Origin of the sequence: Pseudomonas typographi (assembly GCF_014694385.1) — a bacterium.
Lineage (GTDB): Bacteria > Pseudomonadota > Gammaproteobacteria > Pseudomonadales > Pseudomonadaceae > Aquipseudomonas > Aquipseudomonas typographi.
Genome location: NZ_JAAOCA010000026.1, coordinates 1 through 22,843 on the forward strand (window position 1 = coordinate 1; position 22,843 = coordinate 22,843).

At 64.0% G+C, this 22,843-nt stretch carries 19 protein-coding genes and 4 pseudogenes; 2 read left to right on the top strand and 21 right to left on the bottom strand.

Going from position 1 to position 22,843, the window contains the following annotated elements:
* From HAQ05_RS19305 to HAQ05_RS19315, 3 pseudogenes are all read right to left on the bottom strand, one after another.
* Positions 1–2,728, bottom strand: a pseudogene (locus tag HAQ05_RS19305) (TipJ family phage tail tip protein); the annotation flags it as partial.
* A 295-nt stretch (positions 2,729–3,023) separates the two neighbouring features.
* Positions 3,024–3,170: pseudogene (locus tag HAQ05_RS19310) on the bottom strand (DUF2274 domain-containing protein); the annotation flags it as partial.
* Positions 3,167–3,781, bottom strand: a pseudogene (locus tag HAQ05_RS19315) (TraB/TrbI/VirB10 family type IV secretion system protein); the annotation flags it as partial. The pseudogenes HAQ05_RS19315 and HAQ05_RS19310, both read right to left, overlap by 4 nt.
* Before the next feature lie 239 nt (positions 3,782–4,020).
* On the opposite strand from HAQ05_RS19315, the gene HAQ05_RS19320 reads away from it, so the two are divergent.
* Both HAQ05_RS19320 and HAQ05_RS19325 read left to right on the top strand, forming a co-directional pair.
* Positions 4,021–4,701 (top strand): NUDIX hydrolase, encoded by a 681-nt coding sequence (locus HAQ05_RS19320; RefSeq protein WP_190423512.1) that lies wholly within the window; start codon positions 4,021–4,023, stop codon positions 4,699–4,701.
* A 13-nt stretch (positions 4,702–4,714) separates the two neighbouring features.
* On the top strand, positions 4,715–6,109 hold the full coding sequence (locus tag HAQ05_RS19325) for an MFS transporter (RefSeq protein WP_190423514.1): 1,395 nt from the start codon (positions 4,715–4,717) through the stop codon (positions 6,107–6,109).
* Between the two features lie 21 nt (positions 6,110–6,130).
* On the opposite strand, the pseudogene HAQ05_RS28760 reads toward HAQ05_RS19325, so the two are convergent.
* The 18 genes and pseudogenes from HAQ05_RS28760 to HAQ05_RS19410 all read right to left on the bottom strand — a co-directional run.
* A pseudogene (locus HAQ05_RS28760) lies at positions 6,131–6,298 on the bottom strand (entry exclusion lipoprotein TrbK); the annotation flags it as partial.
* A 167-nt stretch (positions 6,299–6,465) separates the two neighbouring features.
* Complete coding sequence (locus HAQ05_RS19330) at positions 6,466–6,726, bottom strand: DUF2274 domain-containing protein (protein ID WP_190423516.1); 261 nt, start codon at positions 6,724–6,726, stop codon at positions 6,466–6,468.
* 2 nt (positions 6,727–6,728) lie between these two features.
* Entirely contained in the window at positions 6,729–7,994 is a 1,266-nt protein-coding gene (locus HAQ05_RS19335; protein WP_190423518.1) for a TraB/TrbI/VirB10 family type IV secretion system protein, read from the bottom strand.
* Between the two features lie 2 nt (positions 7,995–7,996).
* A complete protein-coding gene (gene trbG / locus HAQ05_RS19340; protein WP_190423520.1) occupies positions 7,997–9,001 on the bottom strand; it encodes a P-type conjugative transfer protein TrbG in 1,005 nt (334 codons plus the stop codon).
* Positions 8,998–9,702, bottom strand: coding sequence for a conjugal transfer protein TrbF (gene trbF / locus HAQ05_RS19345; protein ID WP_190423522.1), 705 nt, complete (start codon positions 9,700–9,702; stop codon positions 8,998–9,000). The genes trbG and trbF overlap by 4 nt, the downstream gene beginning before the upstream one ends.
* A gap of 24 nt (positions 9,703–9,726) precedes the next feature.
* Entirely contained in the window at positions 9,727–11,121 is a 1,395-nt protein-coding gene (gene trbL / locus HAQ05_RS19350) for a P-type conjugative transfer protein TrbL (protein WP_190423524.1), read from the bottom strand.
* Positions 11,118–11,420, bottom strand: a complete 303-nt coding sequence (locus HAQ05_RS19355) for an EexN family lipoprotein (RefSeq protein ID WP_190423526.1) — start codon at positions 11,418–11,420, stop codon at positions 11,118–11,120. Before HAQ05_RS19355 ends, trbL begins: the two co-directional genes overlap by 4 nt.
* An 11-nt stretch (positions 11,421–11,431) precedes the next feature.
* A complete protein-coding gene (gene trbJ, locus HAQ05_RS19360; protein ID WP_190423529.1) occupies positions 11,432–12,169 on the bottom strand; it encodes a P-type conjugative transfer protein TrbJ in 738 nt (245 codons plus the stop codon).
* A complete protein-coding gene (trbE, locus tag HAQ05_RS19365) occupies positions 12,166–14,598 on the bottom strand; it encodes a conjugal transfer protein TrbE (RefSeq protein WP_190423531.1) in 2,433 nt (810 codons plus the stop codon). Before trbE ends, trbJ begins: the two co-directional genes overlap by 4 nt.
* Positions 14,599–14,610: 12 nt before the next feature.
* Complete coding sequence (locus HAQ05_RS19370) at positions 14,611–14,880, bottom strand: VirB3 family type IV secretion system protein (protein ID WP_190423533.1); 270 nt, start codon at positions 14,878–14,880, stop codon at positions 14,611–14,613.
* Complete coding sequence (locus HAQ05_RS19375) at positions 14,877–15,260, bottom strand: TrbC/VirB2 family type IV secretion system protein (protein WP_190423535.1); 384 nt, start codon at positions 15,258–15,260, stop codon at positions 14,877–14,879. The genes HAQ05_RS19370 and HAQ05_RS19375 overlap by 4 nt, the downstream gene beginning before the upstream one ends.
* On the bottom strand, positions 15,257–16,303 hold the full coding sequence (trbB, locus tag HAQ05_RS19380) for a P-type conjugative transfer ATPase TrbB (RefSeq protein WP_190423537.1): 1,047 nt from the start codon (positions 16,301–16,303) through the stop codon (positions 15,257–15,259). Before trbB ends, HAQ05_RS19375 begins: the two co-directional genes overlap by 4 nt.
* Positions 16,300–16,776 carry a CopG family transcriptional regulator gene (locus tag HAQ05_RS19385; protein WP_153334623.1) on the bottom strand — a complete coding sequence of 159 codons (477 nt, stop codon included), beginning with the start codon at positions 16,774–16,776 and terminating at the stop codon, positions 16,300–16,302. Before HAQ05_RS19385 ends, trbB begins: the two co-directional genes overlap by 4 nt.
* Complete coding sequence (locus tag HAQ05_RS19390; protein ID WP_190423539.1) at positions 16,773–18,770, bottom strand: conjugal transfer protein TraG; 1,998 nt, start codon at positions 18,768–18,770, stop codon at positions 16,773–16,775. The genes HAQ05_RS19385 and HAQ05_RS19390 overlap by 4 nt, the downstream gene beginning before the upstream one ends.
* 235 nt (positions 18,771–19,005) lie before the next feature.
* Positions 19,006–19,269 carry an EexN family lipoprotein gene (locus tag HAQ05_RS19395; protein WP_190423541.1) on the bottom strand — a complete coding sequence of 88 codons (264 nt, stop codon included), beginning with the start codon at positions 19,267–19,269 and terminating at the stop codon, positions 19,006–19,008.
* Positions 19,266–20,210: a LysR family transcriptional regulator gene (locus tag HAQ05_RS19400; RefSeq protein WP_190423543.1), complete on the bottom strand. Its 945-nt coding sequence runs from the start codon at positions 20,208–20,210 to the stop codon at positions 19,266–19,268. Before HAQ05_RS19400 ends, HAQ05_RS19395 begins: the two co-directional genes overlap by 4 nt.
* Before the next feature lie 3 nt (positions 20,211–20,213).
* Positions 20,214–21,569, bottom strand: coding sequence for a pyridoxal phosphate-dependent decarboxylase family protein (locus HAQ05_RS19405; protein WP_190423545.1), 1,356 nt, complete (start codon positions 21,567–21,569; stop codon positions 20,214–20,216).
* A 22-nt stretch (positions 21,570–21,591) separates the two neighbouring features.
* Complete coding sequence (locus tag HAQ05_RS19410) at positions 21,592–22,797, bottom strand: MFS transporter (protein ID WP_190423547.1); 1,206 nt, start codon at positions 22,795–22,797, stop codon at positions 21,592–21,594.
* Positions 22,798–22,843: the final 46 nt, after the last annotated feature.

The window sequence follows — 22,843 nt, forward strand, 5'->3', positions numbered from 1 at the left end:
CGATGGATTGGCCCACGTCCAGCCAGTAATCCGCGTTAGGCGGCGGGGTTTCCTCGGGCACGTCCTGGGTGGCCTGGTAGATCCTGTTCCCGGCCACCACCATGTCGCCAGTGGTGTAGGTCTGGTCTTCCTTGTAGGCCGACAGGCCATCGAGCGCGGCAACTTGGTCGGCAAGATCGGTGATCTTTTCGTTCAACTCCTGGCTCAGTTCGGTTTCGCTGATCTGGCCGGCCAGGTAATCGAGGATAGGGCTAGCATCAGAGCTGGATTGCCCCATCACGCCAGTGCCCGCCGGGTACCAGGGGCCCACATTGCCGGTGCGGTCCACCAGGCGAGCCCAGAAGAAGAACGTCACGCCGGCGGCGAGGCCCTGCAGGGTGTACTCAGCCTGCGGGTAGGCCAGATCGCTAAGCTTGGTCGCATCGTCCAGGCTGTTGGTGGTGCCGTACCAAAGCTCGGTGCGCTGGGTATCTTCGGCGCCGGCCGGGAAAGCCCAGGCGGTACGGATGCCGAAAACCAAGCTGGTCGTAGTGAGGCTGGCGACTGCCGGGGGCTCGCCTTCCTTGCCATTGAGCTGGGTGAGGTCAGAGGTTCGCCAAATCGATGACACATCGTAAGCGCTCACCGCGCGCACGCGAGCCAGGTAGGCGCCCGCGTAGATGCCGGTGATGTCCACGCTGGTGGTACCGGTGCGCTGTACCTTGATCCAATTGCCGCTGTCTTTGCGCTACTCGACGTCGTAACCCACCGCGCCCGCCACCGCAGGCCAGGTAATGGTCATGGTGCTGATCGCGAGGCCCTGGTCGATGGCATAGTTCGAGGTCAGCGTGACACTGGCCGGCGCTGCTACCGTGGTGATCGGAATCACGCTTATCGGGCGATCTTCCAGGCGTGCACCGCTGTCGATGTTGGCGTATTTGCTCGGCTCGTACTGCAGGGCGGTGATATCGAACCTGGCCGCCGTCGTGCCGCTCGCGGCATTTCGTTTCACCGTCAGAACACGGTACAGCGGAATAGCCAGGTCGTCGGAGTCCAGCGCCCACACCAGCTGCGCCCCTGGCGCCTCACTGTAGGCGGTGGTCACGGTGATCACGCGCCCGGCGACGCTTTTCACGGTACGGGCTTGGGCTTGGCCGCTGGGCAAGTTAATGATCAGCCGGTCACCGGCCTTGGCCTGAGTGTCACGGTCCAGCGTCACTGTAGTGGATGTGGCCGCTGAGATTCGCCCGCCCACCGGCCGACCCGCCAGTAGGGAGTCGGCGATGGGAATGACGTACCCAGGAAGCGGAATTTCCCCCTCCATCCCCGTCGAGAACGAAACGGTGCGGTCCTGGTTGTTGCTCAGCACCACCCATTTTCCGCGCCGCTGGGCCTCGGATGCGCGCGTACAGCCAATCGCACTGATCTCGGTTGGCTTGTCGCCGTAGCGCCGCTGCAGCGCCAGGTCGGCGTAGGGAATGACGTCGGTATCGTAGTTGTTATCTGGGTTGTCGTAGCTCACCAGTGCCCGGGTATAGCGGGTCTTCGCCGAGGCGCTGCCGTAGGTGAACTTGCCATCGATGACGTTCGCCCGGGTGAATACATAGTCCATGTCCTGGGCGCGCGGCATGTCGGCCTGCATCACCAGTTGCCCTTGGGCCCAATAGGTCATGCCGCGGTATATCGCCGAGATGTCGCGCAGCAGGCTCCAGGCATCGGCCTTGCCCTGGATGTTCATGTCGCAGAGGAATCGCGGCTCTTGGGCGCCCAGGCCGTTGTCCACCAACTGGTCGCAGTACTGCGCAATGCGGTACAGCTCCCACTTATCGACCATCCACGATTTGATGCGCTTGCCCAGGCCAAAGCGGTCTTGGGTGCAGATACCGTAGGTGATCCAGGCTGCGTTATTGGTCCAGGCCTCTTTGAGCGTGCCGTCCCACGTGCCGGTGTAGGCACGGGCAACAGGGTCATAATTGCTCGGCACCATCCAGCGGCGGCCTTCGGTGTCTACCGTCACCGCCGGGATATTCGTGAACTGTTCGGCATCGAACTCGATGTACAGCAACGCGGTATTCGGATAACGCAGCTTGGCGTCGATCACCTCGGTGATGCCGGCCACCAGCATGGTGTCGGCGATGCGGTTGCTGTTCTGGTTGGCGGTCAGCCGACGCAGGCGGAGCTGCCAGCCGCTGGTGGCCGTGGGCAGATCAATGCGGCGCGAGCGCTCGTAACGCGTTGTGGTCTTGCCATCCACCGCTTCGTTCAGCACCTCCTGATAGGCGCCGCCGTCGGTGGCCACGTCGATGGCGTACTGGATGCGGTAACCGCCAACGTTGCCTTCATCGTCCTGGGATTGCAGCGCCGGCCAGGCCATGCGCACGCGTACCGCCGATAATTGGGTATTGGTGATCGAGCGCGACCACGGCGTGTCGCTGCGTAGCTCAACGTTGACCGTGGTTTCGTTCTCGACCGAGGGGATGCCGGGAATGTAGCTCTGCTCGACGCTGCCCGGCCGCCAGTCCCAATTGACGTTCGGGAAGTTGACGTTGCCGCTGGCGTCCTCGATCGGGGTGTTGTCGAGATAGATATCCCGAGCGGTGGGCGTGCCGTCGAACTCGCCCTCACCCACGGCAATCAGGATCTTGGCCAGGTTAGTGGAGCGCAGGCTGTCGGAGGCCTCCACGGGAGTCTTGGCCTTGCTGCTGCCGCCTTTGGCGCCGCGGATGTCGATGTGCTCTGCTGCGCCCATGCTTTCCTCCGGGCATAAAAAATGACCGCTGTCAAGTCTTCTTCGAGATCAGGCAGTGGCATGAAAGGTCTTACGGGGCAACAGGTTAGGCCAAATTTCGGCCATCGAGTGCTCTTGCTACCTTCCTGGCTAGGTGCCGCATAGGCGCTTCGCGGTAGCAAGCCAAAGGGCGGCACAGCGGGCAAGGTAGTACCGTCATGATAGCCCTGGCTTGTCGCAAGGGACCTCTCAAATCAAAAGCGCAGCCGGTGGGCTGCTTTCGACTTCCGGACGGTGGTGGGATGCGTCCACATCATCAATTTGACTTCGGCGGCGGCGCCTTGCTCACCCCTCCCTTCCTGAATCCCCGATCCCCAGCCATGAACGCCTCCAGCATGTGCGGGATTAGCGTCACGGCATCAACTGCCTCGCCATACGCCTGCGCGTGTACTGCGGCGTACCGGCCGGATCGGCCCCGACCAGGTTGTCGAGCGTGAGCGAAGACGCGTCGGGCAGGATGATCCGATTCCACACCACCTGCACGCGGCTCTGCCCGTAGCTCACCTGGCTGTTGTAGCGGCCCAGAATGCGCGAACCCTGCGGGATCAGCAAAAAGCGCACGGTAACCGTGTCATAGACCGGCTCCGTTACCGTGGCGATCACATCGCCCGGCAAATCCGACTTGATGTCCGTCACCAGTGCCCCGGCGATGACTGTCCCGGCCATCACCTGATACGGCGAAGCAGGCATTTGCAGATTGCCGGAATTACGGGTTTCCGCAGTTCCGGCTTTCTGGAACGCCTCTTTCTGGTCTTGCCGGTTCTGCACCGCCGTCGGGTCGGTAGGCTGCGCCGCCGTCGAGGCCGGTCCGGCCGCCATCGGGTCGAACGCCGCATTGGCGGCGAAGCCCGGCGCGGCAGCGGAGGCCTGCGACTGCGCCACCGGCGCGGTCTTCTGCGTGCCAGAGCGGAAGAACACCGATGATGCCGCGGCCGCTTCGGCTTACTTGCGCAGCGCGTCGTTCGGGTCGTTGCCAGGGGCCGCGTAGGCGGCCGTCAGCGGCTGCTGCGACTTCGTAGCCTCGGCCACTTGATCGCAGACTTTGACGTGATTTCCACTCGAACTGGTGCCCGTAGGTTTTTGCCGACGGATCAATGTTCAACCGTATTACGGGTAGCATTTAAGCAAACGAAAATTCAATTTATAGTTGGCGGATACACTAGAATCGTCTTCGGTTACGAATCCGCCCGGAGCAGACGCGCGCAATCCACTGTGACGCAGAAATTATAGTTATAAGAATATGAGATAAAGACATGGAAAGCGACCGGAAAATTTCTTATGCTGCTCAATTTCACACCTCCCTAAAAGCGATAATACGTGGTGTAGAAGATATTCGTATTCCTACCTCACTGGATTGGCCTGCTGCGAAACTAAGCCTTGCAGACAACGATGGACGGTGGAAGTTTTCTGCAGTTTTGGTGGCGATCGTGGCACGGAATGAGCCATCTATTCTGCTTACACGGCGTTCGTCGGGGCTAAGTGAGTATTCGTCGCATGTCAGTTTCCCAGGTGGACGGCCGGAGGAGTCCGACGGCAATGTTGGCATGACGGCTCTGCGCGAAGCTTTCGAAGAAATCCGCCTTGAGCCCGGTGCGGTCCAACTCGTCGGGTGTTTGCCAATTCACAAAACAAGAAAGCGCAATCACGCTGTTTTTCCTGTTGTCGGCATAGTGACGGATAAAGCCGCCTGGGAGGCATCGCCTGCGGAAGTCGCAGAGATATTCGAGATCCCGTTCACAACGCTACTGAACCCGGAGCTTCCAAGGCAATACACCGATGGAGAGCGCACGGGCTCTTGGTACTGGGCAGATCAAGAGCATGACATTTGGGGAGTGACCGCGGTCATACTCAAATCACTTGCAGGATTAGCCCATCCTTCCATTTCCGGCGCGGATCTGCGTCAGGACCGAACTCACCGAACCATCCTTCGATAGGCTAAGCCGCTTCATGACAACTACAGCCGAAGCCAATGAAGAAGGATTCGAAATACCGCGGCGTTATTTTGCAGCGGCCGCGATTCTGATCGGCGTGCTAATGTCGTCCCTGGATAGCTCTATTGTCAATATTGCGCTGCCGACCATCGCAGCCGATCTTGAGGTCAGTTCAGCCTCTGTCATCTGGGTCGCGAATGGGTACCAGGTAGCCAGTGCCGCGACCATGCTTATCTGTGCATCTCTCGGCTCAAGAATCGGTGAAAGACGCTTTTACACTATAGGGCTGGTGTTGTTTACGCTTGCATCACTTGGTTGCGCACTGGCCTCCACTTTCACTGCTTTGGTGACGATGCGAGTCATCCAGGGGCTCAGCTATGCTGTGCTGATTAGCGTCGGTTATGGCCTCTACCGCGTGATCTTCCCAGCAAGTTCTTTGGGGACGGTTTTTGGCCTGAATGCGCTCACATTTGCTGTAGGAACTGCCCTTGGCCCAGCATTGGGCGGGCTGATCGTCTCTTACGCATCGTGGCCGTGGTTGTTCTACATCAATATCCCTTTTGGGATAGCGGCTATCGCATTTTCAGTCGTGTCCTTGGGAGAGGACACGCACAAGGCGCATGGCTTTGACGTGTTCGGTGCGGTGACCTCCGCTGCGGCGCTTGGTCTCTTTGTGCTCGCCGTCGACCAAATAGGACGATGGGGCAATTACACCGTTCTCCTGCTCGTTGTCGTATCGGTGGTGCTGATGTATTTATTTGGCATCGGTCAAACCAGGGCCAAGAATCCACTTTTACCCTTGGATATTTTTAGATCCCGCCGGTACACATTCGCAGTACTGACATCTATCACGATGTTTATTTCACAGGGAATGGCGCTGGTTGCACTGCCTTTCGTCCTGCAGCACACATATGCCTACAGCGTCCTGGATTCCGCGTTCATATTTACGCCTTGGCCAATGACGGTGGCACTGTGCGCCCCGCTTGCCGGGAGATTGACGAATCGTTTTAATGCGACTCACGTATCGAGCATCGGCGTATTGATTTTTTGTCTGGGAATGGGGTCTCTCGTCTTTTTGTCGGAAAATCCGACTGCTGGAGACTTCCTATGGCGCGTCGCGCTATGCGGTATGGGATACGGTTTTTTCCTCCCTCCAAATAACAAGGAAATGTTCGAAAACACGGCAAAAAACAGAACTGCCACTGCTTCGGGCGTGCTCTCGACGGCGAGAACGACAGGCCAATCCATTGGGGCTGCTCTGGTCGCGGTGGTGATTGCACTTATGGGCGGATTGAGCGGAAGTGCCGAGGGGCAATTCTCGGTATATGTATTTTCTTTGGCCTGCGCCATATCTGCGCTCTCATTGCTCGCCAGCATGGCGCGCATTTACAACGGCATGACCAAGATTTAGCGCACTTCTAAATTGACAGGATCAGAACTTCGGTGGCGTCTCGGAACGCGTATAAGGCACCTTGCCGTCACCGAAGAAGCGCCGGTTCGTGGCCTCGGCAGCTCGATTGCGCAGCACGTCGCCAAGCATGGCGCGATCGGTCTTGCATTGCTGGCGCACCTCTTTCAACCACGCCGGATTGGTAGCGAGATGACGTAGTCGCCCCTGCAAAACCCGTTCGGGATGACACGAACTCCCGGTTTTGGTATCTGGACGGGATGTTTTCTGGAGTTCGCAGCCCGATGTCTAGGCCCGATTTCTTCCGTTCCCGGCTCGATGCGATGGTCGACGTTCGTCCCCGAGTCTCTGCTCAAAACTTACAAGCGCTCCTTGAAGTTAGGGGATTGCGGTCTCGTGACCTCAGGCTTGTCCCGTCGTCTGAATCCTCGATCCCCCGCCATGAACGCCTCCAGCATATGCGGGATCAGTGTCACGGCATCGACCGCCTCGCCATACGCCTGCGCGTGTACTGCGGCGTAGCGGTCGAGGTCAGCTTTCAAGCCGATCGGGCATGAGAATGTGACCTTGGTACTCTCGGTCTTGGGCAGCGGGCCGAGCCGCAGCTTGCGCGTCGTCATCGTCAAGTCCCCTTGTTGAAGAACAACGGCTGGTAGGGCAGCAGCACCAAGTCGCGGTTGGCGATGATGCGAACCGGCAGGCCCGGCCGCTCGGTCAGCGTCGGCTGGATGTTCATGTTGCGACGGGTCATCTCCTGCCCGACCTGATTGATGCTGTCCTGCGCGCTATCGCGCCCGGCAATGATGATGCGGTCGCCATCCTGGCGGTTCTCCGGCGCGGCCAGCTCGGCACCGACGCCCAGTAGCGTGGTCAACGCGGCGCCAGCGAAGATGCGGCCCCAGTGGTAGTCCACGTCGTCTTCCAGTCCGGCATAGCCGGCCGGGTCGGCTCCGACCAGGTTGTCGAGCGTGAGTGAAGACGTGTCGGGCAGGATGATCCGGTTCCACACCACCTGCACGCGGCTCTGCCCGTAGCTGACCTGGCTGGTGTAGCGGCCCAGGATGCGCGAACCCTGCGGGATCAGCAGAAAGCGCCCAGTCGCTGTGTCATAGACCGGCTCCGTCACCGTGGCGATCACATCGCCTGGCAAATCCGACTTGATGCCCGTCACCAGCGCCCCGGCGATAACCGTCCCGGCCATCACCTGATACGGCGAGGCCGGCATTTGCAGATTGCCGGAATTACGGGTTTCCGCAGTTCCGGCTTTCTGGAACGCCTCTTTCTGGTCTTGCCGGTTCTGTACCGCCGTCGGGCTGGCAGGTTGCGCCGCCGTGGAGGCCGGCCCGGCCGCCATCGGGTCGAACGCCGCATTGGCGGCGAAGCCCGGCGCGGCGACGGCCTGCGACTGCGCCACCGGCGCGGCCTTCTGCGTGCCAGAGCGGAAGAACACGGACGATGCCGCGGCCGCTTCGGCTTCCTTGCGTAGCGCATCGTTGGGGTCGTGGCCGGGTGCCGCATAGGCGGCCGTCACCGGCTGCTGCGACTTGACGATGGCCGGGCCAAGATCGCCCGGCAGCGGCGGCCCCAGCTCGGGCACCTTGGGCGGCAGCTTGGAGTAGTCCGCCGGCAGCGCATCCAGTCCTTCGGACTTGGAGACGCGATCGACGTTGTAAAGCTCGGTCTGCTCGCTGGCCCCGCGCCGCTGCGGTTGCAGCGACCACATCAGCGCGCCGAGTACGGCGACCGACAGGCCGCCGGCGAGGATGGCCAGCGTGCGCCGGTTCAGGCGCGTGACCGGGCGCGGCTGGGCGCGCAGCGCCACCGCCTCGAGCGCGATCTTGCCCGCCGCCTGCGGCGCGGCGAGGTCGGGAGTGTCGTCCTGGCTCATTGTCAGTTCCTCCGCGCCACGCCGTCAGTGCGCTCGATCCGCACCACGTCACCACCATCGCCGCCCAGGCGCAGTTCGGCCGCGCCAAAGAGGCGATCCACGATGTAGTACGGCGAACGGAAACGGTAGTTGACGAGCTGGCCGTCACCCTGCGCGCCGATGACGAACAGCGGCGGCAGTTCGCCCTGGGCGATACCCGGCGGAAACTGGATATAGACCTTCTCGCCATCATCGAAGGCCCGCTGCGGCTTCCACGGCGGATTGCTGCCGCTGATCGCGTAGCGGAAGCGGATCTTCTCCAGCGCCAGGCCGGTATCGACCGGCGCGGCGGCGCTGGCCGCCTGCGACTGGCGCTCCAAGGCCAGCATCCGGTCTTTCGGGTAGTCCCAGGACACCGAGGCCATCCATGCCTTCTCGGTCGAGGTCAGTTCCAGCAGGTACGTCCGGCGGCTGGTGGTGATGACCAGATTGGTTTTCAGGCCCGAGCGAGTGGGCTTGACCAGCACGTTGACGCGCAGCGCCTCGCCGCTGCCGCTGGACGTGTCGCCGACGATCCAGCGCACGGTATCGCCAGCGGCGACAGTCACCAGTTCCTCGCCGGGCTGGAGCGAAACCACGGTGACGCGCCCCGGCGCGGCATAGACTTGATACAACGCGCCGTCGCTGTACGGCCACACCTGAATCGCGTTGACGTAGCCCTCGCGGGTCGGCGCGATACGCGCCTCGGCATTGGCGCGCGAGACGCGCACCTTCTCGTCGGCCGGCTCCGGCACGGTCACTGCCTCGTCCAGCTCCGGCAGCGGCTTCAACTGCGCCGGCAGCGCCAGCGGCTCGGGCACGGCGACGACTTCGACCGGCTTGGGCGGCTCGGGTAGCGGCTGCGCCTGCACCGGCTCATCGAGCGAGGTGGACGGCGGTGGATTTCCCTGCGAGGCGCAGCCCAGCAATGACGACGTGGTGGCCGCGAACACCAGCACGAAAGCGTAAAAGCGGAAAGGCAGGTTCATGGCTTGGCTCCTTCGGAGGAATCCAGTTCGCGGCTCCACGACAGGCCATTGACGTAGATCCCCAGTGGGTTCTTGCGCAGGCGCTGTTCGGTGCGCGGGGTTTGCAGGACAGTGGAAAGCACGGCGTTCCAGCGTTCGGTGCCAGCGGGCGCGCCATTGACGAACCGCTGCTCCGTCCAGCGGACGTTGAACGAGGCATCGCTGGCGCGCGTGACGCTGGTGATCTGCACCGTCACCGACTCGCTGCCGACGCGGGCGAACGGATCGTTCTTGCTGGCGTAGTCGTTGAGCACGGCCGCGCCGCGGTCGGTGGTGTAGTCGTAGGCATCGAGCCAGTTCTGCCGCACCACGATGGGGTCAATCGACAGCGAGCGCACCAGCGTCACGAAGCGCGCCAGGTGATGCGCGATCTGCGCATCGGCAGGCCGGTACGGCGTGGCCGCTTCACCCACGGCGCGCACCTGGCCGGACTGATCGACTTCGATGACGTAGGGCGTCACGATGGACTGCGCCGAGCGCCACACCAGGCCGCCGGCCATCAGTAAAGCCAGCACCAGGCAGCCGAAGGCCATCAGCCGCCAATTCTTCGCCTGCACGCGGGCCGAGCCGATACGCTCGTCCCACACCTGCGCGGCGGCTTGATACGGGGTGGCAGGCTGCGGCGTATCGGCATAGCGCACCTGCGGTCGTTTGAATCGCATGGTCAGTTCTCCTTGTGAATCGCTTTAGTCGTCGGAGCCGCGCAGGCTCGGGCCTTGCCCGGAGCCGCCGCCATCGCCGCCGCGCAGCGTGTGTGCGGCAGTGGTCGCGGCATGGGTGATCTGCTGGCGGCGGTGCATCCGCTTGGCCCAGGCAGGCTGCTCTTGCTTCTGCGAGTTGGCGGCGCTGTTTGCGGCTTCGCCTGCGGCCGCCTGGCCGGAGCCAGCCGCACCGGGCGCAGCGCCGCTACCGGCCTCTGTGCCGTTCCATCCAGCTCGGAAAGAGCTGGTCATCTTCTGCGCAGCGCCGGACGCGCCGGATGCGGCGCTGCGCCCGGCAGCCTGCGCGCCGCTCTTGGCGACATTGCCCAAGCCGGCCATCGCGCCCTTGGCCCCTCCGCCCGCAGCGGCGGAACCGGCCTGGAACGCCGAGCGTGCGCTACCGGCCGCCGAGGTGGCGGCACGCGCACCGACGCCGGCCAGCTTCGCGGCTGCCGGCGCCATGCGTGCCCCGGCCACGACCGCACCGCCCACGCCCGTCGCGGCAGCACCAATGGCAACGGCCGTGCCGGTGGCGCCAATGGCAGCACCGGCCATCGCGCCTGCGCCAAGCTGCGGCGCACCGGACACCAGGCCGGTTGCGATGCCCGGCCCATAGATGCCCAGCGCCAGCAGCGCAAGCGAGGCCAGCATCACGACAAGGGCGTGGTCGATGGAGGGTTCGGCGGGGTGAACCTGGAACTCCGCGAATAGGCCCGAACCGATGCCGACGATGACGGCCAGCACCAAGACCTTGATGCCCGACGACACCACATTGCCGAGCACTTTTTCCGCGAGAAACGAGGTCTTGTTCCAGAGCGCGAACGGCACCAGCACGAAGCCGGCGAGCGTGGTCAGCTTGAACTCGATCAGCGTGATGAAAAGCTGGATCGCCAGCACGAAGAAACACAGGATGACGGTGAGCCAGGCGATAAACATCACCACGATGGGGTCGATGTTCACGAAGACTTCGGGGAAGCCCGCCATGCCGCCGATCTGGTCGAGGATCGGCGCGCCGGCGTCGATGCCGGTCTTGGCCAGACGCCCCGGTTGCAGGAAGTTCTCCATCGTCATGGTCGAGCCGGTGGCCGTCAGGCCCAGCCCGGCGAACGAGCGGAAGACGATGCCGGCCAGCCAGTTGAAGTTGCCGATGATGTAGCCGAAGGCACCGACGTAGAGCACCTTGCGCAGCAGCTTGGCGATCACGTCCTCGCCCTGGCCGGTGGCGTGGCTCATGGCCCAATACAAGCCGGCGATGGTCATGTCGATGACGATCAGCGTGGCGGTCAGGAACGCCACTTCACCTTGCAGCAGACCGAAACCCGAGTCGATGTAGCGCGAGAACGTATCGAGGAAGCGGTCGATGATGGTCACGTCGTTCATGGCGTGTCCTCTCCAATGGGTTCATCGAAGCTCGCCGGAATCGGCGGCAGCTCGGCCAGCGTCCGGTATTCATCCGGCCCGGCTTGGCCGGAGAAGAAGCGCCGCCGGAAGGCTTCGGCGGCGGCGCGGCAGTCGTCTTCGTCCACGGCCTGCCGGTCGGCCGCGCACTGCGCACGCAACGCCTTGAGCCGCACAGGGTCTGCGGTCAACGCGTCGGCCAGACTCTCGGCCGACTGCTGGCCGCAAGCGGCAAGCAGCACGGCCAGCAGCGAAACCGACAAGACAGGAGCGCATCGCATGGCCGCCTCCGTCAGTTGTTGTAGAAATTGATGGACTGCGGCGTGTACGGCGTGCCGGTGCCCATGAAGCGCCGGCGCACTTCGCGGGCGCGCTCGGTGGCCGCCGCCTGCCGCGCCAGTTCCAGCGACGCCGCGCGGTCTTGCGTGATCTGGAGCTGCTGGGACTGGATGGACTGCTTGGCCTGCAAGGCAAGAAGCTGGTTGGTCGCCTGCTGCGCCTGCAAGGCGCCGGTGGCCGATTGGCTCTGGCTCACGAGGTCGGCCAGCGCACTTTCGTCTTGGGCCAGGTTCTGCGACACCTGCGCCTGCATCCGCATCGCGGTATGCAAACCATCGAGCGTGTTCTTCCAGCGTTCGCGGGCGTCTTGCGCCATGCGGTCGCCGCTGATGGTCGCGGCGTACTGCTCCGGGTACAGACGGGCGAACGTGGCATCCATGCTCTGCACGTCGTAGGCCAGTCCCTGCGCCTCGGCGATCAAGCGTTCGGTGGTGGCGAGCGTGGAGCGCAGGCGGTTGACGATGTTGAAATCGAGGCTCGTCAGATTGCGGGCCTGGTTTATCAACATCTGCGCCTCGTTTTGCAGTTGATTGATCTGGTTGTTGATCTGCTCCATCGTGCGGATGGCCGTCAGCGTGTTCTGCACAAGGTTGGCGGGGTCGATGAACGTGAGCGCTGACGCGGGCTGCGCGGTCAGCAGCGTCACCGACAGCACGGCAGTCAGGGATACGGAAAGAGCACGGGTCTTCATGGCGAAACCTCCAGTGGTTGAGAAGCGTGGAAAGAAGTCGCCGCCGGTGAAGACGGCAGCAAGTCGGCGGCCCAGTCGAGGCCGCGATGGCGTAGCCACGCGCCGGCCTGCGTCAGTACGCGGTCAATGTCGCGTTGGTCTTGCGGTGTGGACGCGCCCGCGAAGGCGAGCGCGGCCGGCCCCAGGTCGAGGTCGAACAGGCGATTGCCGAGACGCGATTGGTAGTAGTAGTCGCGCTTGGGCTGGGCGGTGGCGACGATCTCGATCTGCCGGCTGTTGAGGCCGAAGCCCTCGTAGATCGTGCGAATCTGCGGTTCGGTCGCCTGCGGGTTGGGTAAGAAAATCCGACTCGGGCAGCTCTCGATGATCGCGGGCGCAATGCTCGAATCCTTGATGTCGGCGAGCGACTGCGTGGCGAAGATCACCGACACGTTTTTCTTGCGCAGCGTCTTCAACCATTGGCGAATGCGCGCGGCGAAAGACGGCTCATCGAGGAACAGCCACGCCTCATCCAGAATCAGCAGCGTCGGCGCACCGTCGAAACGCTCATCGAAGCGGGCGAACAGGTAGCGCAGCACCGCCTGCACGGCGGCGGGGCTGTGCATCAGTTCTTCCATCTCGAAGCCCTGCACGTCACCGAAGCCGAGACGATCGGTGTCCGCGTCCAGCAGCTTGCCGTGCGCGCCACCGAGCACATAGGGCGCGAGTGCCTGCCGTAGCGCGTTCGATTGCAGCAGCACCGAGAACCCGGTCAACGTGCGCTGCTCAACGGGCGCCCCGGCCAAGCTGCCCAGCGCCGACCAGATGACCGCCTTCTCGTCCGGGCCGACCGTCACGCCCTCATGCAGCAGGCGGCCTTCCACCCATTCCCCCGCCCAGGAGCGATAGCTTTCCCGGTCGATGCGCGCGAGCGGCTGGAAGGCAATGCCGCCATCGGCACCCAGGTCGTAGTGCTCGCCGCCCAGGCCCAGGATGGTGGCGCGCATCGAGCGGCCCATATCGAAGGCGAACACGCGCGAGCCGCGATAGCGGCGGAATTGCTGCACCAGAATCGCAAGCAACACCGACTTGCCCATGCCGGTCGGGCCGGCGACCAGCGTGTGGCCTACGTCGCCGATGTGCGTCACCAGCCGGAACGGTGTGGCGCCATCGGTGCGGGTAACGATCAACGGCGGACCGTCCAGGTGGTCGTTCTTCTCCGGTCCGGCCCATACGGCGGACAGCGGCATCATGTGCGCCAGGTTCAGCGTCGAGACGATGGGCTGGCGCACGTTGGCGTAAGCGTTGCCGGGGATGGACGACAGCCACGCATCCACGGCGTTGAGGGTTTCGGGGATGGTCACGAAACCCCGGCCCTGGATGACGCGCTCCACCATGCGCAGCTTCTCGTCGGCCGCGGCCGGATCGGCATCGAGCACCGTCACCGTGGCAGTGAAGTGGCCGAAGGCGACTTGATCGCCGCCCAGCTCCTGCATGGCGGCATCCGCGTCGGCCGCCTTGTTGCTGGCATCGGTATCCACCAGAGGCGATTCCTGCTGGAAGATGGTTTCGCGCAGCAGCGCCACCACGTTCTTGCGTTTGGCGAACCATTGGCGGCGCAGGCGGCCGAGTTCCTTTTCCGCTTCGGCTTTGTCCAGGCAGAGAAAGCGCGTGCTCCGGCGGTAGGCGAAGCCCAGGCGGTTGAGGTCGTCCAGCAGGCCCGGCCAGGTCGAGGTCGGAAAGCCGCGCACCGACACCACGCGCAGGTGCTGGTCGCCCAGCGTCGGCGCAAGGCCGCCGACCAGCGCGGAGTCGGTCAGCAGCGTGTCGATGTGGAACGGCACTTCGGGCACGCTCACGCGGTAGCGCCGCGTGGACACTGTGGAGTGCAGGTAGGTCAGCGTCTCGGCGTCATCGAGCCAGGCGATTTCCGGCATCACACCATCGAGCAAGTCGAAGACACGATCGGTTTCCGCCACGAAGGCATCGAGCCGGCCGCGCCAGTCCACGCCGTCGCCCGGCGAGTTCTCGTAGAGCAGCTTGGCCGCGCGAGCGCGGGATTCCTCCGGTGGCAGGTAAGCCAGTGTCAGGTGATAGCCGCTTTCGAAGTGATGCCCCGATTCCTCGAAGGCCGCGCGGCGTTCCTCGTCCACGAGCCAGGACAGCGGTTCGGGAAAGTCGGAGTGTGGGTAGTCCGCTGCCGACCGGCGGTCGGCCTCGATGAACAAGGCCCAGCCCGAACCCAGCCGGCGCAGCGCGTTGTTGAGCCGCGCCGATGTGGCGATCAACTCGCCGTGCGTGGCACTGTCCAGGTCGGGCCCGCGAAAGCGCGCCGTGCGCTGGAAACTGCCGTCCTTGTTCAAGACGACACCCGACGCGATCAGGCCGGCCCAGGGCAGCCAGTCGGCCAGCAGCGCCGGGCGCTGGCGGTATTCGGCAAGGTTCAGCATGGCGGCATCCCCTCACACGTCCAGCAGCGGTTTGTGCTTGATGTGCCGGGCGAAGACCTGCATGAACTGCGGATCGACGCGCGCACCCCACACCGCCAGCGAATGGCCGACGATCCAGAGCACCGCACCGGGAATCCACAGTTGCAGGCCCAGCCCAACAGCGGCGGCCAGCGTGCCGTTGGCAATCGCCACGGTGCGCGGCGCACCGCCCAGCAGGATCGGCTCGGTCAGCGAGCGATGCAGCGGCACTTCAAAGCCCGGAAGATCGGTGGCCGTGCTCATACGACGGCCCCGCCGGAGAACGAGAAGAACGACAGGAAGAACGAGGACGCGGCGAACGCGATGGACAGGCCGAAGACGATCTGGATCAGCTTGCGGAAGCCGCCGCTGGTATCGCCGAAGGCCAGCGCCAGGCCGGTGGAAATGATGATGATGACCGCGACGATGCGTGCCACCGGCCCCTGGATGGATTCGAGGATCGAGGTCAGCGGGCCTTCCCAGGGCATCGAGGAACCGGAGGCTTTCGCCGTGCCGGCCGTCATCAGCATGATGGCGGCCAGCAGCAGGCCGTGCTGCGCCGGCGCGGCCAGGCGCCGCAGGCGCGCGAAGGCCGAAGCCGGATCAACGGAAATGCGGAAAGCATGGATATGCATCTGCGTCATGGCAGTTCTCCAGAGGGTTCAGGGGACGGGGAAGAAACTGGCGGCAGCTCGGGAAACGGTGTTTCCAGCGCATCCGCCATGCGATAGCCCACGCCGTCGAAGCCGACGACGCGGGCGATGCTTTCGACGTGGCGCTTGCGGCCACGCCCGGCGATGTGGATGACGACGTTGATGGCCTCGGCGATCAAAGCGCGCGGCAGATTCACCGCCACTTCAAGAATCAGTTGCTCCAGGCGCAGCAATGCACCGAGTGCGGAACCCGCATGGATGGTGGCGATGCCACCCGGATGGCCTGTGCCCCACACCTTCACCAAGTCCAGGGCTTCGCCGCCGCGCACCTCGCCGACGATCACGCGATCAGGGCGCAGACGCATCGTGGCGCGCACCAGCTCCTGCATCGACACGACGCCGGCGCGCGTGCGCAGCGGCACATGGTCGCGGGCGGCGCATTGCAGCTCGATGGTGTCTTCGAGCACGAGCACGCGATCACCAGTAGCGGCGATCTCTGCAAGCAAGGCGTTGGCCAGCGTGGTCTTGCCGGTACTGGTGCCGCCGGCGATCAGGATGTTCTGCCGCTCGCGCGCGGCGCGGCGCAGGAAGTCCGCCTGCCCAGCGGTCAGGATGCCGTCGGCCACATAGCGATCCAGGCCGATGATGCTCACGGCCCGCTTGCGCAGCGCGAAGGCTGGCCCCGGTGCGGCGGGCGGCAAGATGCCCTCGAAACGCTCGCCCGTCTCGGGCAATTCGGCGGTCAAGAGCGGCTGGCCGCGATGCACTTCCGCGCCGACGTGGGCGGCGACAAGGCGGATGATGCGTTCGCCGTCGGCTTCGGGCAGTTCGACGCCCAACGGCGCACGGCCCATTGAGAGCCGATCGACCCATAGGGTGCGATCAGGGTTGAGCATGATTTCCACTACGTCCGGGTCTTCCAGCGCGGCGGCGATCAACGGCCCCATTGCCGTGCGCAGCATCTGGATGCGGCGATCCTGTGAAGTAGTGGCCGACGAGCGTGGTTCGGGCGGGATCTGTGGAACGGCGCTCATGAGGCACGCTCCGCAGCACGTTCATGGGCTTCGGCCAGCGCCGCCGCGTCATCCATGCGTGCGGTGTCCGGGTGCAGTTCCTCCACCACGTCGCGCACGAGACTGCGGCCGCGCAGCAGGTGCCTGCCGAGCTGTTCGATGAACTGCTCGAAACGTGCCTTGCCCTGCGCGCGGGCCGCGTCCTGATGCGCCTCGGGCACCGGCGTGCTGACGGTCAGGAAGTAGCGGATGAACAGCGCCAGCGTTTCGATCTGGATGTTCTGGTCGCGCTCCAGTCGTTCGGCCTGCCGCGACAGGCGATCCAGTCGCTTGGCGATGGCGGCCTCGCGCTGGTCGCCCGCGTCCGGCGACAGCCAGGACGCCAGCGCTGCCGCGACGATGGACGACTTGGACACGCCTTTCTTGGCGGCGAGTTCTTCCAGACGCTTGGCGTGCTCGTGCTGGATGAACAGGTTGAGGCGGTATTGGCTCATAGGTCGATTCCGTCGTTAGGGTCGAGAGAGGCCAGCCGGGCCGTGCGCTGCATGGCCGGATCGAGCTGGCCGGGAAGCGGCAGCGGCAGGTCGTAGTCGTCATCGAGCAGCGCGAGGTCATCGGGCGCACCCAGCTCGGGGTCGTACGCGACGGATTCGGAGAGTTCGGGTTGGCGGCGCGGGCCGCCGTCGTCGGTGCCGCCCGGCTCATCGGCGGATGCCGTGACTGATGCGGCGAGGACGGCCGGAATCGCCAGGCCGCTCCAGTCGTCGGCGCGGGCCGGTGGCACGTCGGCGTACTGCCCAGTCGCAAGCGCGGGCGGTGGCAGCACGCGCTGCTTGAAATTGGCGTCGGCGTAGTAGCGCAGCTTCTTGGCCTTGATCGGCGCGACGCTGGACACCATCACCACCGATTCATCGGGCGGGAGTTGCATCACTTCGCCCGGCGTCAGCAGCGGCCGAGCCGTTTCCTGCCGCGACACCATCAGATGCCCGAGCCACGGCGCGAGCCGGTGACCGGCATAGTTGCGCTGCGCGCGCAGTTCGGTGGCGGTGCCCAACGTCTCGGAGATCCGTTTGGCCGTGCGCTCGTCGTTGGTAGCGAACGTCACCCGGACATGGCAGTTGTCCAGAATCGAATGGTTCTGGCCGTAGGCTTTGTCGATCTGGTTGAGCGACTGCGCGATGAGGAAACTGCGGATGCCGTAGCCGGCCATGAAGGCAAGCGCCGTCTCGAAGAAGTCGAGCCGGCCCAGCGCCGGAAACTCATCGAGCATCAGCAACAGCTTGTGGCGGCGTTCGATGCCATCGCTGCCATCGAGCGATTCGGTGAGGCGTCGCCCGATCTGGTTCAAGATGAGCCGGATCAACGGCTTGGTGCGGCTGATGTCCGAAGGTGGCACCATCAGGTACAGCGAAACGGGATGCTCGGACGCAATCAGGTCGGCGATGCGCCAGTCGCAGCGCGACGTGACCTCGGCCACAGTGGGGTCGCGGTACAAGCCCAAGAAGCTCATCGCGGTGGAGAGCACGCCCGACCGCTCGTTGTCCGACTTGTTGAGCACTTCACGCGCGGCGGACGCGACAACAGGATGCGGCGCGTCACCGAGATGGCGCGTGGTCATCATCCGGTGCAGCGTCAGCTCGAACGGGCAAGCTGGGTCGGAGAGGAAGTTGGCGACGCCGCGCAGCGTCTTGTCCTCGCCCGCATACAGCACATGCAGGATGGCGCCGACCAGCAGCGCATGGCTGGTCTTCTCCCAATGATTGCGCTTCTCCAACGCACCTTCGGGGTCAACGAGAATGTCCGCGATGTTCTGCACGTCGCGCACTTCATGCGCTCCGCGCCTCACTTCCAGCAGCGGGTTGTATGCGGCTGACTTCGCATCGGTGGGGTTGAACAGCAGACAATGCGAGAAGCGCGAACGCCAGCCGGCGGTGATCTGCCAGTTCTCGCCCTTGATGTCGTGGATCACTGCCGATGCAGGCCAGGACAGCAAAGTCGGCACAACCAGGCCCACGCCTTTGCCAGAGCGCGTGGGCGCGAAGGTCAGGACGTGTTCCGGGCCTTCATGGCGCAGGTACTGTTCGTCATGCAGGCCGAGAAAGACGCCGGCCGACTGCATCAGCCCGGCCTTGCGAATGTCGGCGGTGTTGGCCCAACGCGCCGAGCCATAGGTCGTGACCAGACGAGATTGCCGCGAGCGCCACACTGACATGGCGATGGCAACCACTACGGCGACCAAGCCGCTGCCGCCCGCAATGGCGCCGCCTATGTCGAAAACGTGCGGCGCGTAGGCATCGAAGAAGAACCACCACTCGAACAGCCGCCACGGGTGATATACCGGCGTACCGAAGAAATCGAACCAGGGCGAGCCAAGGCGTAGTTGGTAGGCCAGAGCGGCGGCTGTCCATTGCGTTGCACTCCACACACCCGCGATCACGATGCTGAAAACAATCGCGATCTGCCCGAATAGCACACCCTGAGCTTGCATTGACTGGCCTCCGATTTCCTCTGCGCTGATTCCTCGTTCACACGCAGCACAAGGACGTGCCGCATGACGCGACGATCGGTGCCGAGTCGGTGCCGGTCAAAGACCGTTATCGGGAGAAAGCTCTAGAAAAAAGAAAGAATTCGCGCAGCGTCGAGCCAAAGAAAAACGCCGCAAGCGAAGGCGCATTGCGGCGTGTATGGCGAGAAAACAGAATATTTTTGGGAATCGCCCGCAATCAGAACTTGGGCGGTTCTTTCGGCGGTGTGTATGGGGTCTTGCCATCGCCATAGAACCGCTTGCGCGTGGCTTCAGCGACTCGATTGCACAACACGTCGCCCAGCCTGGCGCGATCGGTCTTGCACTGCTGGCGCAGTTCTTTCAGGCGCTCGGGATTGGATACCAGTTCCGCAATGGTCGGCACGTCTTTCTGTTGCTGCGTTTCGGATGGACCGCAGGCCGTCAGCGCTACGGCCAGCAGAAACGGGATGGTCTTCTTCATGGCTTGGGTTCCTCCGCACTATCGGGATGACCGCCCGACGCCGGCCTGTTGGCTTCGGGAGATTCGATGGCCTGCACCCGTTCGATGAAGTGCGCCAGCGTCTCCGACGGCTCGCCTATCGGACGCAGCAAATAGGTAGTGAGCAGCGGCGAACGTCCCGCCAGAGGCCGGGCCACCACGCCCGACTCCCGGCTGGCGGCGATGTGGGCCGCGCCAGTGAAACCGAGAGCGAAACCCGCTGATACCAGCGCCATCATCAGGTCGCATGAGGCCACCCGCTCGGCCACCAGTGGCTCCATGTCCACTTGGCGCAACACGCGCTCGATTTGCCGTGCATGGCCCTCACACACCTGCGGGTCGCACAGTACCAGCGGAAAGCGCAGCACTTCCTCCAGTGGAATCCGCTTGTACTTGAGCAAGTCATGCCGTGCTGGCACCGCCACCATCAATAGATCGCTCCAAACCGCTTCTACCACGATGCCATCGCCGACCTCATCAGACTGGGCGAAGCCCACGTCGTAAAGGTCGTCGTGCAGCCCCTTGATCTGCTGCGACAGCGGCACCTCGAATAACCGGATCTCGACTTCCGGCTCCTCCTGCCGACACAGCGCCAGCAAGGCCGGCAGGCGCGATGGCGTGATTCCGTCAGACAATGCAACGCGCAACTGGCGGTGAAAGCCTTTGGCGGCTGCCTTCACGCTGTCGCGGGCCTGCTGCAGGGCGGCGAAGACACGGGGGACGTGCTCCAGAAAGAGTGCGCCCGCGCGAGTCAGCCGTGTGCTGCGCGTGGTGCGGGCGAACAGCACTACGCCCAGTTCTTCTTCAAGTTCCTTGATGGCGCGCGACAGCGGCGATTGCTCGACGTGCAGTTTCTCCGCCGCACGGGCAAAGTGCAGTTCTTCGGCGACGGCCAGGAAGCAGCGAAGATGCCGAAGTTCCATATGTCAGTCCTTGGCGATTCCAGAGTGAAGCGCCGTCAGAAGATCGACCAACGCTTGCACATCCTCGTCACGGGTACGCCAGGACGACACGCTGATACGCATCGCGGGTCGCTCCTGCCAGAGCGTGCCACCGAACCACGCCTCGCCACTTGCCTGTACTGCCGCACACACCGCTAGCGTCTGCGCATCGGTTTTGCAGCGGAACAGCACCTGATTGAGCACTACCTGGTTGAGCACATTGAAGCCGGCCCGAGCCAGGCCATCACCGATGCGGCGTGCCTGTGCGCAGTGCCGCTCGACCAGTTCGGCAATGCCATCACGGCCCAGGCTGCGCAGCGCGGCCCACACCGGGATGCCGCGCGGTCGGCGCGAGAATTCAAGCGTGAGGTTCTTCTGCGCATACGCACTGGCGCTGGAATAGACCGCATCGCTGTTCATGGCCTCTGCCAGCGTCTGCGCATCGCGGCAGATGGTCATTGCGCAGTCGTAGGGCGTGTTCAGCCACTTGTGCGCATCAGTCGTCCAGCTATCGGCCAGTTCGATGCCTTGGGTCAGATGGGCTAGTGAGGACGCCCGCGCCCACAAACCAAAAGCGCCATCCACATGCACCCACGCTCCGGATTCTCTAGCAAGTGGAATGATTCCGGCGAACGGATCGAAGGCGCCGGTATTCACCTCGCCCGCTTGCAAGCAGAGGATGGTGCGATCATCCAGTCGTGGAAGCCGGGCAGCATCAACCCGGCCTTGAACATCGACCGGAGCATGGATGATCCGGTTCAGCCCAAAGCCTAGCACGCGCAATGCCTTCTTGACCGTGATATGGGCCAGCTCGGATACCACGACCCTGATTTCCGGCGCACCAAGCAGGCCATCGCGGTCGAAATCCCAGCCTTGCCGTGCCAGCAGGGTGCGCCGTGCAGCCACCAGTGCGGCTAGCGTGCAAGCCGTGGCGCTGGTGCCGAAGCCCACGGCGCTATCACCTGGCAGATCCAGTACATCAAGTACCCAGCGTGCGGCGACGCGCTCCAGCGTGGCCGATACCGGCGAATTGTCGAAGGTCGAGGCGCATTGATCCCACGCCAGCATCAGCCGCTCCACCGCCGCTGCGGCGGGCAATGCCGCACCGATCACGAAACCGAAGTAGCGTGGGCCGTTGGATGCCGTGGTGGCGGGTGATCCCACTTCGTCCAGCAGCGCCAGCGTGTCTTCGGCCGGCGGACCATGATCGGGCAGCGGCTCGTCAAAGGCCGCCAATGCGGCAATGGCTTCGTCCGACGGGAACACCCGGCGACGTTCATTCGCTTCGGTATAGCACCGACCGCGTGCATCTGCGTGGGCCAGCAGTTCCAGTTCATCCATTCCATACTCTCCCATTCGCGTTTCAAGCCTGAGTTGCCGCAGCGGGTATGCAGCTTTTCGTCATCCACCAGAACAGCAGCGCCAGCAGGCTGACCGTTGCGCCCAGCAAGCACACGCCCTGCCAGCCGGCGTGGGCATACGTGACGGTGGTACTGATCGCACCAAGCCCGCTTCCGACTGCGTAGAACAGCATGTAGAGGCCGACCAGCCGGCTATGCGCTTCGGGGCGGGTGCGGAAGATCAGGCTCTGGTTGGTGACGTGCAGCGCCTGTCCGCCCAGGTCGAGCAGCACGATGCCGATCACCAATGCCCAGAGCGACCATCCCATCAACGACAGCGGCCACCAGGCCAACAGCAGCAGCACAAGCGCCGCCGCGCTGGTGCGCTGGCCGTGCCCGCGATCGGCCCATTGCCCGGCACGCGCGGCGGCTAGCGCACCGACCACGCCGACCAGCCCGAAGGCGCCGATGACGGTGTGCGAGAAGCCATAGGGCGGCGCGCTCAACGGCAGCACCAGTGCGCTCCAGAAGATGTTGAACGCCGCGAACATCAGCAGCGCCAGAACGCCACGTACTTGCAGCACCTTTTCCTGACGCAGCAGCGTCAACATGGATGCGATCAGGCGCGGGTAGCCCATTGGGTTCGGGGCTGCGGGCAACGCCGGCAGCCGCCTCCATAGCGGTAGCGCGATCGCCAGCATCAGCACGGCGGCGCAGAAATAAACGCCCCGCCAACCCACCAGGTCACTGACGCCACCGGCGAACACTCGCGCTAGCAGTAGGCCGATGAACACACCGCTCTGCGCCGCGCCCACAACACGCCCTTGCTCATGGGGCGCGGCCGCACTGGCCGCATAAGCGATCAGCCCCTGCGTCATTGCCGTGCCCAGCAGGCCCACGGCAAGCATGCCCGCCAGCAGGGCCGGCGCGGACTGCGCCATGCCGACCGCCGCCAGTGCGGCCGCCAGCGCCAGAAGTTGCACGGCCATCAGGCGGCGGCGATCCACCCGGTCGCCCAGCGGCACCAGCAGCAGCAAGGCCAACGCGCAGCCGACCTGCGTGGCCGTGACCACGCCGCCGACAGCCGCATGGCTGATGCCAAAGTCCCGCGCCAATGCGTCCAACAAGGGCTGCGCGTAATAGACGTTCGCCACGCTCAACCCGCTGGCCGTGGCAAACAGCCACACCAGACTGCGCGGCAATGCTGTCGAAATGGAAGAAGCCTTCATTACCCGACACCCATCCAATCTAGTTGCAAAACAAAACTGATTGAAT